Below are 10,487 nucleotides of genomic sequence, written 5' to 3'. Positions count from 1 at the left end.
GTCCGGGTTCGGGTTCGGGTGTGGCATCGGCCTTCGGCTCAGGCGCGGCGTCCGCCTCCGGTTCGGGGGACCGGCGCTCGGCGGGTTCGGGCGCCGCGTCGGCCTTCGGCTTGGGCGCGGCCTTCGCCTCCGGTTCGGGGGACCGGTGCTCGGCGGGTTCGGTGGGCTCGGCGGACTTGGTGGGCCCGGCGGCGGACGTGTCGGCCTTGGGGGCGGTGGGCTCGGGCTTGTCCTCGTGCGACGTCGGTCCGGCCTCCGGCGGTGACGGCGGGACGCCGTGCTCGCTCGCCCCGGTCGTGCCCGATGACTGGCGTGTACTCGTGTGCTGAGGCACCCGGAGGTCCTTCCGTACGCGGCGTCGCTGAGGAGGCGGGCCACGCTGGGGAGACAGGACCCGCCGCACTCCCGTACGGCCCGGTCGGCGCCCCTGTTCATGGCACCGGGCAAACACCCGGCAAACGCGCGGTCCTCCGGCCCGCGCCGGGCGTCGCCGGCACGTCCGCATGGTGGAATCCCCCCGGCTGTGGCAGCGTGATTCTCGCCACCCTTGATAAGGGCTGCGCTCAGATGAGCGGATCTTGAGCGGCTGCACTTCTCCAAGGTGTGGCACTCAGTGCCAGTAGATGATCGTTCATCGATCGAAATCAAACGCGCTGAGAGGCGCTCATGTGAGCGTATGGACGGGTCTACGGGCGTGGACTCGTTCAAGAAGTGAAAACATCCGGCCCTGACGACTTGCCAAGCCTTGACTTTCGATCCGCTGGCGGACGACTGGTTACGAGCGCGTGACGCACAAGTGGACGTACCCACAGGCCTTTGATCTGGGTATGTTCCTCGCCGTCAGGGCAGCCACCGCGTCCTCGAGGAGTCGAGACCCGTGTCGGAAAACAAAGATCCCCAGGTAGCCGAGGACGGCAACAGCGTTGAGGCCGTGAAGTTCGTCTACGACTTCACCGAGGGCAACAAGGACCTCAAGGACCTCCTCGGCGGCAAGGGCGCCAACCTCGCCGAGATGACCAACCTGGGCCTTCCGGTCCCCCCGGGCTTCACGATCACCACCGAGGCCTGCAAGGTCTACCTCGACAGCGGCGAGGAGCCGGCGGCACTGCGTGACGAGGTGAGTGCGTACCTCGACGCGCTCGAGCAGAAGATGGGCAAGAAGCTCGGCCAGCCCGACAACCCCCTGCTCGTCTCCGTCCGCTCCGGCGCCAAGTTCTCCATGCCCGGCATGATGGACACCGTCCTGAACATCGGCCTGTCCGACAAGTCCGTGCAGGGCCTGGCCAAGCAGGCCGGCGACGACCGGTTCGCCTGGGACTCCTACCGCCGGCTCATCCAGATGTTCGGCAAGACCGTCCTCGGCGTCGACGGCGACCTCTTCGAGGACGCCCTCGACAAGGCCAAGGAGGCCAAGAAGGTCACCGTCGACACCGAGCTGGACGCGGCCGACCTGAAGAAGCTGGTCACCAGGTTCAAGAAGATCGTCAAGGCCGAGGCCGGCCGGGACTTCCCGCAGGACCCGCGCGAGCAGATGGACCTCGCCATCAAGGCGGTCTTCGACTCCTGGAACGGCGAGCGCGCCAAGCTCTACCGCCGCCAGGAGCGCATCCCGCACGACCTCGGCACCGCCGTCAACATCTGCTCGATGGTCTTCGGCAACCTCGGCCCCGACTCCGGCACCGGCGTCGCCTTCACCCGCGACCCCGCCTCCGGCCACCAGGGCGTCTACGGCGACTACCTGCAGAACGCGCAGGGCGAGGACGTGGTCGCGGGCATCCGCAACACCGTGCCGCTGGCGGAGCTGGAGCGGATCGACAAGAAGTCGTACGACCAGCTGATGCAGATCATGGAGACCCTGGAGAACCACTACAAGGATCTCTGCGACATCGAGTTCACCATCGAGCGCGGCCGGCTGTGGATGCTGCAGACCCGCGTCGGCAAGCGCACCGCCGGTGCCGCCTTCCGCATCGCCACTCAGCTCGTCGACCAGGGCCTGATCGACGAGGCCGAGGCCCTGCAGCGCGTGACCGGCGCCCAGCTGGCGCAGCTGATGTTCCCCCGCTTCGACGAGCAGGCGAAGGTCGAGCAGGTCGCCCGCGGCATCGCCGCCTCCCCGGGCGCGGCGGTCGGCAAGGCGGTCTTCGACTCGTACACCGCCGTGAAGTGGTCCCGCTCGGGCGAGAAGGTCATCCTGGTCCGCCGGGAGACCAACCCCGACGACCTGGACGGCATGATCGCGGCCGAGGGCATCCTGACCTCCCGCGGCGGCAAGACCTCCCACGCGGCCGTCGTCGCCCGCGGCATGGGCAAGACCTGCGTGTGCGGCGCGGAGGACCTGGAGGTCGACACCAAGCGCCGCCGGATGACGGTCCCGGGCGGGCACGTCGTCGAGGAGGGCGACCTCCTCTCCATCGACGGCTCCACCGGCAAGGTCTACCTGGGCGAGGTCCCGGTCGTCCCGTCCCCGGTCGTGGAGTACTTCGAGGGCCGGATGCACCCGGGCGCCGACGACGCCGACGAGCTGGTCGAGGCGGTCCACCGGATGATGGCCTTCGCCGACCGCAAGCGCCGCCTGCGGGTGCGCGCCAACGCCGACAACGCCGAGGACGCGCTGCGCGCCCGCCGTTTCGGCGCCCAGGGCATCGGCCTGTGCCGCACCGAGCACATGTTCCTCGGCGACCGCCGCGAGCTGGTCGAGCGCCTGATCCTGGCGGACACGCAGGCGGAGCGCGAGGAGTCCCTCAAGCAGCTGCTGCCGCTGCAGAAGCAGGACTTCGTGGAGCTCTTCGAGGCGATGGACGGCCTTCCCGTCACCATCCGCCTCCTGGACCCGCCGCTGCACGAGTTCCTGCCCGACATCACCGAGCTGTCCGTCCGCGTGGCCCTGGCCGAGTCCCGCCAGGAACCGCACGAGAACGAGCTGCGCCTGCTCCAGGCGGTCCACCGCCTGCACGAGCAGAACCCGATGCTCGGCCTGCGCGGCGTACGCCTGGGCCTGGTCATCCCCGGCCTGTTCACCATGCAGGTCCGCGCCATCGCCGAGGCGGCCGCCGAGCGCAAGGCCGCCAAGGGCGACCCGCGCGCCGAGATCATGATCCCGCTCGTGGGCACCGTCCAGGAGCTGGAGATCGTCCGCGAGGAGGCCGACCAGGTCATCGCCGAGGTCGAGGCCGCGTCGGGCACCCACCTCAAGCTGGCGATCGGCACGATGATCGAGCTGCCGCGCGCCGCGCTGACCGCGGGCCAGATCGCCGAGGCGGCGGAGTTCTTCTCCTTCGGCACCAACGACCTGACCCAGACGGTCTGGGGCTTCAGCCGTGACGACGTGGAGGCGAGCTTCTTCACGGCGTACCTGGAGAGGGGCATCTTCGGCGTCAGCCCGTTCGAGACGATCGACAAGGACGGCGTCGGCTCCCTGGTCAAGGCCGCCGCCCAGGCCGGCCGCGCCACCCGCCCCGACCTCAAGCTCGGCGTCTGCGGCGAGCACGGCGGCGACCCCGAGTCCGTCCACTTCTTCCACGAGGTCGGTCTGGACTACGTCTCCTGCTCCCCGTTCCGCATCCCGGTCGCCCGCCTGGAGGCCGGCCGCGCGGCGGTCGAGGCGGAGGGCAGCGACCACCGCTGAAAGAACCCGGAGTCCTCGTCGTGGTCCCCGACCCTCAAGACCGATTGCGACGAGGACTCCGGCTCACGGAGAACAGGGGCGGCATCCTGTGCGGGGATGCCGCCCCTCGTTCTGCTTCGGGACCGCGGAGATCATTGACGAAAAACGGTGTCGTGACTTTCGGTGATCGATGCTTGACTTCCTTTTGACTCCCCTTTGCTTTCTCATTGCCTTGCTCTGGGCGCAGAGGGTCTTCGGTGCGCATCGCCACAGGAAGGAAGAACAGCATGAACGGCATCGACAAGAACGCCCTGGACGAGGTCATCGCCAAGACCTTCAAGGAGGTCAGGACTGCCATCGACACGCACAGCGAGAAGAGCGTCCTCATGTACAGCCAGGCCCTGAGCGCGCTGGTGGAGCTGCGGAAGCAGGTCGTCGCCGAGGAGTGCGGCGACGGCTGACCGCGGGGCCGGTCCCGACGGGGGCTCGTGCGCGGCGGCGTACGAGCCCCCGGCCGTCGTACCTCAGAAGTCCCTCAGATACATGGACCGCACACGCACCCTGTCCCTAGGGTCGCGATCATGCCCGACATATCGCTGACCGTGGTCGTCCTCCTGTGCCTCGCCGCCTTCGCGGCCGGGTGGATCGACGCCGTGGTCGGCGGGGGCGGGCTCCTGCTGCTGCCGGCGCTGCTGCTCGGACTGCCCGCCGGCACCCCGGCCGCGTCCGCGCTCGGCACCAACAAGGCGGTCGCCATCGTCGGCACGACCGGCGCGGCCGTGACCTACGTCCGCCGGGCGCCCGTGGACGTCCGTACCGCCGTACGCATCGGTCTGGCGGCGCTCGCCGGATCCTCCGCGGGGGCCTTCCTCGCGGCCGGGATGAGCACCGAGGTGCTCAAGCCGGTGATCATGGTGGTGCTGCTCGGGGTGGGTGCCTTCGTGATCCTGCGCCCGGCCTTCGGCACCGCCCCGGCCCCCGGCCCGGCCACCCGCCGCCGGATCCTCGCGGCGATCGGCCTCGCGGGCCTGGGCATCGGCTTCTACGACGGCCTCATCGGCCCCGGCACCGGCACGTTCCTCGTCCTGGCGCTCACCGCCATCCTCCATCTGGACCTGGTGACCGCCTCCGCCAACGCCAAGATCATCAACTGCTGCACCAACGCCGGCGCCCTGGCCACCTTCGCCTGGCAGGGCGCGGTCCTGTGGCAACTGGCTGCCGTCATGGCCGTGTTCAACCTGGCGGGCGGCGCCCTGGGCGCGCACACCGCGCTGAAGAAGGGCAGCGGCTTCGTCCGCATCGTGCTGCTGACGGTGGTGTTCGCGCTGGTGGCGAACCTGGCCTATCAGCAGTGGGTGGCGTAGCGGGCGTGGCGGGCGACGGTTCAGCGGCTGCCCGTCAGGTACGCGAAGACGACCACGTTGCCCTGGTAGCCGGTGGACCTGGAGTAGCCGCCGCCGCAGGTGATCACCCGTAGCTCGGGGCGCTCGGCGGCGCCGTAGACCTTCTCGTCGGGGAAGTCCTTCGCCTCGTAGACCTCGACCGCGTCCACGGTGAACACCGCGACGCCGCCGTCCCGGCGGTCCACCTCGACGGTGCTGCCCTTCTTCAGGGCGCCGAGGTCGTAGAAGACGGCGGGGCCCCGGGTGTTGTCGACATGGCCGGCGACGATCGCGGTGCCCTTCTCGCCGGGGGTGGTGCCGGCCTCGTACCAGCCGGCCAGGTTCTTGTCCTCGGCGGGCGGGGCGTTCAGGTTGCCGGACTCCGTCAGGCCGAGGCCGATCAGGGGGGCGTTCACCCGTATGGAGGGTATGCGTATGCGGAGGGGCGGGGACGGCGGCAGCGCGGGGGCGGCGAGCCCTTCCCCGCCGGGGTCGAGCACGCCCTCGGCCGCGCCGGGCTGGGGCGGGACGTGCGTCGCGTCGCCGCCGTACAGGAGCCACACGCCGGAGCAGAAGGCGACCACGGTGACGGTGGCTATGGCGGTGTTGCCGATCCTGGGCATGCGGACCCCTCTCGGACTCGGTGCCCCGCATCCCCCTCCGGGCCGCGAGGGGCGTCGCACCCGGAGGGGGAGGGGACGTGCGGTACCGGCGGACGGACAGCGAAGGGCGTCCGTCAGATCCCGTCGCCTCTCGCCCGGCGATGCAGGAGCCAGGTACCGCCCGCGGCGGCGACGGCGAGAGCCGTCACACCGGCCGCGGTCCTCACGGGGTCGTTGCCCAGCGCACCGCCGACCCCCGTCTTCACACTTCCCCGGGGCTGCACCTGCCCCTGCGCGGCCATCAGCGTGACCACCAGGTCGCCCTTGACCTCCCGGTCGCCCGCGGCGCACTGTGCGACGATCTCGTACGTCCCCGGCTGCGCGCTCTCCGGCACCCGGAACTGCCCGACCGCCTCGCCCTTGCGCGCGCTGGGCGCCAACGTGAAGGGACCCGCGCCGACCGCGCTGGCGTCGCCCGCCGCGGCCGCCTTCTCGCCGCACCCCTTGGTGTTCACCGTGACCCGACCGCCCGGCTCGACCGAGTACGGGTACACCTCCAGGCTGCCGCCCTCCGCACCGTGGGCGGGCACGGCCAGAACACCCACGGCGGCGACGGCGGCGACGGCGAGCGCGGCCCCGGCCATGGCCCCTGCCGGCGGACGGGCGGCGGTACGTCGCATCGATCTCCTCCGGGCTCTGCGCAGGGCACGGCCCGCGACACCCGCGTGTGCCACCGTCGGCCGTGCCCCTGCCCTTCCGAGGTAAAGGGCACACGACCGCTCCCGCTCCCTGAAGACACGTCAGAAATAGGATGAACGGGTGCTGCGACCTCCGGCCCGGAGCGACCTACGACGACCGTTTCAGCAGGTCAAGGCCGCCGTGCCTCCGAAAGGCCGGAACCACCCGGAAGGATGCGGGGCTCGGGGGTGAATCACGCGGTCGGCGCACCACCCTTCAGGAGCAAGGCACAAAACGCCCTCCACGCGGGGGGAGCGATGCGGAGGGACGGGCCGGTGGGGCGCTTGGAGTCCCGTATGGCGACGGTGGCGGGGAGGTTGGTGGCCACTTCGACGCACTCGGCCACCTGGTCGCTGTAGCTGGACTTGCGGTACTGGAAGTCGGGCACGGCTCACAGTTCCCTTCGAAGCCTGCGGAGGAGCGACGCCGACTCCTCCTCGCCGAGAGAGTGTTCGGTGATTACCTCGAACAGCTCATCGTAAGCCGCGGCACCCTCGCCGCCCTCCACCCAGCGTTGAGCGAAGGGGGCTTCCACATAGACGACGTCCATGGCACCGGGTTCGGCGAACGAGAGGATGTTGAACGAGCCGTTCAGACCGGGATGTGTGCCTGCGCCGAAGGGGAAGATCCGCAACGAGACGTTCTGGAGGCCGGCCGTCTTCAGAAGGTGGTCGAGCTGTCCGCCTGCTGTCGCCGCCCCGCCGGGGAAGTTCCGCAGTACGGCCTCATAGATCACCGCCTGGAGTGTGAGTGGCGGATCCTGGGAGAGCAGTTGCTGGCGCGCGAGCCGCGCGGCGACGAACTCCTCGTCGGACGCCGGGCTCTTGATCGCTGCCGGGCTGATGTCTCTCCTCAAGTCCGTGACGTATTGCGGGGTTTGGAGCAGGCCGGGCACGAAGGACGGCTGCCACGTCTTGATGGTCGTTGCCGCGTTCTCCAGCGCGACGTACTCCTGCATGACGCCGTGGATCGTGTAGTCGTCCCACCAGCCCTTGGCCTTGCGTCGCTCCCGGTCGACCCGTGCCAGTTCCAGGAGCGAGCCGACGATTCCGGGGTCGCGGGTGCCGTACAGCTCGCACAGCGCGCGAATGTCCGGGTCGCGCATGGGCACCCAGCCGCCCTCCATCTTCGCGACTTTCGTGGTGGAGGCGGTGAGCGCCTTGGCGGCGTGGGTCTGGGTGAGGCCGGCAGCCGAGCGCAACTTGACGAGCTCCCCACCCAGTCGGCGCCCCAGAACAGTGGACGTGCTGTTGCCCTGCATCGCCTGACTCGCGGTCACGTTGGCGCTCCTCATGGTGTCCGTGCGCGGTCAGTCTGGCGCGATATGTGAGTGGCACGCAAACCCGTTGGGAGGAATTCCTCTGAGAGGAACTTGCGCACAAAGTCACGCCAACTCTACGGTCGGCGACGAACTGATCACGTAGCGCCGCCGGTTCAGGCGTTGGCGCTGCCCACCCCTGCCCGGAGGTGAGCGACATGGTCGCCCCCTGCAACCCGCTCCAGTACGACCGCCTCGACTACACGCCGCTGCCGAAGAGCGTCACCCTCGCCCGGCGCCGGGCCCACCGTCTGCTCACCCACTGGGGTCACCCCGAACTCGCCTCTGGCGCAGCATTGTTGGTCTCCGAACTCGGCGGCAACGCCGTACTGCACGGATGCCTGCGGGACAGGCTCTTCCGTGTCGAACTGACCCTCACCGAACGGGTCGTACGCATCTCCGTCTCCGACCCGAAGGGCGAGGTGCTCCCGACCCCGCGTAACGCTTCGCCGGACGACATGTTCGGACGCGGGTTGCTCATCGTCCGGGAGGTCGCCGACCGGTGGGGTGTGGAGCGGCTCACCGTCGGAAAGTCGGTGTGGTGCGAGCTGGACGTCGCGGCCGTCGAAGAAGCTGACGTACGGCCGACTGCCACCTCCGACGTACGACTGCCGCGCCGGCCGTGAAACGGGGGCGGCCGTCCAGGATCCCGACTCGCCCAGGGCCAGGCCGGTGCGCCCCACCGCGTACGCCTCGCCATTGCCGATCACGAGAAAGGACGTCTCCCGCACCACGGCCGTGCAGCCCCCCGGCCCCGCAGGGCGCAGCACGTGGTACTCCGCGTTCGAGATCAGGTCGTCCACCGCTCCCCATGCCGTGCCGAGCACCGCCGTGATGATCAGCAGACTGTTCCCCGGCCGTGTCCACGCGGCTCGCTTCCGTGCGAACTGCGAAGCACGCGCCGGGCGGTCCATCCGGGTGAGGGCCCATCGGAGAACGAGCGACAGGCGCTCAGGAATGAAAGTCCCGCCGGATGGCGGCGCCGCGGCAGGCGACTGTCGGGACAGGGCGCGAAGCGCCCGACCGGAGAGGGGGCCGCCGCGGTTCGCTCGGTCGGGTCACTGGGATCTGGCCCATCGCGATGGGAGCGCAAGCACAGCGCAATGCTGAGCAGCAAGGCGCCCTCTGCCTGCCTTTTTCCGTTCGGCCAGGTTTGCTCGTCATTTCATTTGACGGCTGACTTGGTTGCCGAAAGCGCCGTTGGAGCGGTGGGTAACCTCTTGAAACTCGCCTCATTTCTCTACGCTTGCCACGTTTCGCCGGTGACGTGGGAGGATGCTTCTGCTGTTCTCCCAGGGGGAGTTGAGCGGGAGTTGAGTGATCGTTTTCGTGGTAGAGTTTCAATGAATTCGCAGGACGCCGCGAAAAAAGGGGAATGGCGTGAACACCGAGAAGATCACGGCTCGACGTCTTACGGCCGAAGAGGTTTCGGAGTTGGGTCTCCAGGACGGAATCTTCGTCTCGGCAGAGATGGACGGCCTTCCTCTCGACTGCTATGCCCCGGCTTCCCTCACGAAGCCGGGTAAGAATTTTGAGGGAGGGTCCTTCACTGCGAGGACGATATTCGGTCAGGAAGTTCGCGTTCTCCCGGACAATGCCGAAGAGCCCGGGATCTGGGTTGCCGACGAGGCAGGGGAAGAAATCGAGGTTCTTCAGAATGCCGGCGTCCTCCTGAATCTCGCCCTCTTCGTGCCCAACGGGAACAAGGAATCTCTGGAGTCGCTCTACTCCGCTGCCCGGGACGCCTTCGGCGCGGGGATTGTTCAGCGCTGGAGCGAGGAAGTCGTCACGGTGCCGGATGTCAAGGTCGACTTGTTCGAGGAGCCGACCCGGGGGCGGAAGAACACGAGCAACCAGATCCGCGACCGCCGCGCCTTGGACATCTACCCGACCCGAGTGCGATTCATGGAGCCCAGCGATGGCTGGAGGTTCATTGTCGAACCGCACAAAGAGATCGTCGACGAGACGCCGACGATCTGACCTGATGGCAGGTTAGCCTCGGTCTTTCACGGGAGCCCGTCAGCTTGCTGACGGGCTCTTTGAACCGCCCTGGGTCGGGTAGAGGATCGATTCCGTGCAAGGATTGAGTCATGGCACCTGATCGACACTGGCGTCAGCGCCATCACTGTGGGACCCGGTGGCGAAGAGGCTTGGGAAGACTGGGGGCGGGCTAACTTTTCGCCTCGCGCTCTCAGCTTGGGAAGCTGCGGGTATTTGGGGGCGGTTCGGGCGCTGACCTGGGCAATTGGCCGGATCGCGGTCTCGTAGGGCTGGGCTGCTCTCACCGTGGTTCCCCGCTGTTCCCCGCTTGATAAGGAAGAAATTTGACTTCACCTGCGATTTGGTGCGTGACTGGTCTCGTCTGATCAGTGGTCAGACGCTATGGAAACATTCCGAGGGAATCGATAAGGATCTGCGAATCCTGCTCGCTGATGAGGAATCAAAGGTCACCATCTATGTAGCTCGGGATACAGTTCCTAATCGCAGGGCAGTGCATGAAATCATCGCTGACACCAAGAAGACCCCCATGCGGGATCGCCTCGTCCGACTGCGAACTATCTGGATTCCTCAGGATTTTGACGCCGACAAACCCGAGGATAGGGAAACTATCTCCCAAGTCTTGACGGAGCGCCTGACCCGAGATCTTCTGATTTCAATTCTCCTGGGTGGAGCCTCGGCGAAGGATGTCCAGGTGGTTGGTGCTCAGGGAGCAACTCCAGGGCTTAGTCTGGCCGTGATTGAGTCGATCGCCACTAATGGATTTCTGAACTTTCCGGACCTGGCCAAGCGGCTCTCCGTTTCACCCACACTGGTGCGGAACCGCGTACCGATCCTGGCCGCCT

General features: G+C 68.1%; 10 protein-coding genes and 1 pseudogene. 6 read left to right on the top strand and 5 right to left on the bottom strand.

What is annotated here, in order from left to right; translation table 11 throughout:
- Positions 1-334 (bottom strand): annotated as a pseudogene (locus RH94_RS40640) (hypothetical protein); the annotation flags it as partial.
- Between the two features lie 543 nt (positions 335-877).
- Here RH94_RS40640 and ppdK point away from each other — a divergent pair.
- The 3 genes from ppdK (at position 878) to RH94_RS06190 (ending at position 4,968) form a co-directional block, all read left to right on the top strand.
- Entirely contained in the window at positions 878-3,625 is a 2,748-nt protein-coding gene (gene ppdK, locus RH94_RS06195) for a pyruvate, phosphate dikinase (RefSeq protein ID WP_073946641.1), read from the top strand.
- A gap of 266 nt (positions 3,626-3,891) precedes the next feature.
- Positions 3,892-4,065, top strand: a complete 174-nt coding sequence (locus RH94_RS41185; protein WP_199880878.1) for a hypothetical protein — start codon at positions 3,892-3,894, stop codon at positions 4,063-4,065.
- A gap of 120 nt (positions 4,066-4,185) precedes the next feature.
- Complete coding sequence (locus tag RH94_RS06190; protein ID WP_073946640.1) at positions 4,186-4,968, top strand: sulfite exporter TauE/SafE family protein; 783 nt, start codon at positions 4,186-4,188, stop codon at positions 4,966-4,968.
- A gap of 20 nt (positions 4,969-4,988) precedes the next feature.
- Here RH94_RS06190 and RH94_RS06185 read toward each other — a convergent pair whose 3' ends face one another.
- From RH94_RS06185 to RH94_RS06170, 4 genes are all read right to left on the bottom strand, one after another.
- Positions 4,989-5,609 carry a class F sortase gene (locus tag RH94_RS06185; protein ID WP_073946639.1) on the bottom strand — a complete coding sequence of 207 codons (621 nt, stop codon included), beginning with the start codon at positions 5,607-5,609 and terminating at the stop codon, positions 4,989-4,991.
- A gap of 113 nt (positions 5,610-5,722) precedes the next feature.
- Complete coding sequence (locus RH94_RS06180; protein ID WP_073946638.1) at positions 5,723-6,268, bottom strand: hypothetical protein; 546 nt, start codon at positions 6,266-6,268, stop codon at positions 5,723-5,725.
- A 251-nt stretch (positions 6,269-6,519) separates the two neighbouring features.
- Entirely contained in the window at positions 6,520-6,714 is a 195-nt protein-coding gene (locus RH94_RS06175) for a DUF397 domain-containing protein (RefSeq protein ID WP_073946637.1), read from the bottom strand.
- 3 nt (positions 6,715-6,717) lie between these two features.
- Positions 6,718-7,605: a helix-turn-helix domain-containing protein gene (locus RH94_RS06170; RefSeq protein WP_079188916.1), complete on the bottom strand. Its 888-nt coding sequence runs from the start codon at positions 7,603-7,605 to the stop codon at positions 6,718-6,720.
- A gap of 197 nt (positions 7,606-7,802) precedes the next feature.
- On the opposite strand from RH94_RS06170, the gene RH94_RS06165 reads away from it, so the two are divergent.
- The 3 genes from RH94_RS06165 to RH94_RS40635 all read left to right on the top strand — a co-directional run.
- Entirely contained in the window at positions 7,803-8,270 is a 468-nt protein-coding gene (locus RH94_RS06165) for an ATP-binding protein (RefSeq protein WP_073946635.1), read from the top strand.
- Positions 8,271-9,024: 754 nt separating this feature from the next.
- Entirely contained in the window at positions 9,025-9,624 is a 600-nt protein-coding gene (locus RH94_RS06160; RefSeq protein ID WP_073946634.1) for a hypothetical protein, read from the top strand.
- 328 nt (positions 9,625-9,952) lie between these two features.
- A partial coding sequence (locus tag RH94_RS40635) for a hypothetical protein (RefSeq protein WP_158073026.1) occupies positions 9,953-10,487 on the top strand: 535 nt, incomplete at its 3' end.

It is taken from the genome of Streptomyces kebangsaanensis (assembly GCF_001906585.1).
Lineage (GTDB): Bacteria > Actinomycetota > Actinomycetes > Streptomycetales > Streptomycetaceae > Streptomyces > Streptomyces kebangsaanensis.
Note: the sequence above shows the minus strand (reverse complement) of the source record. Positions and strands in the feature narration are given on the sequence as shown.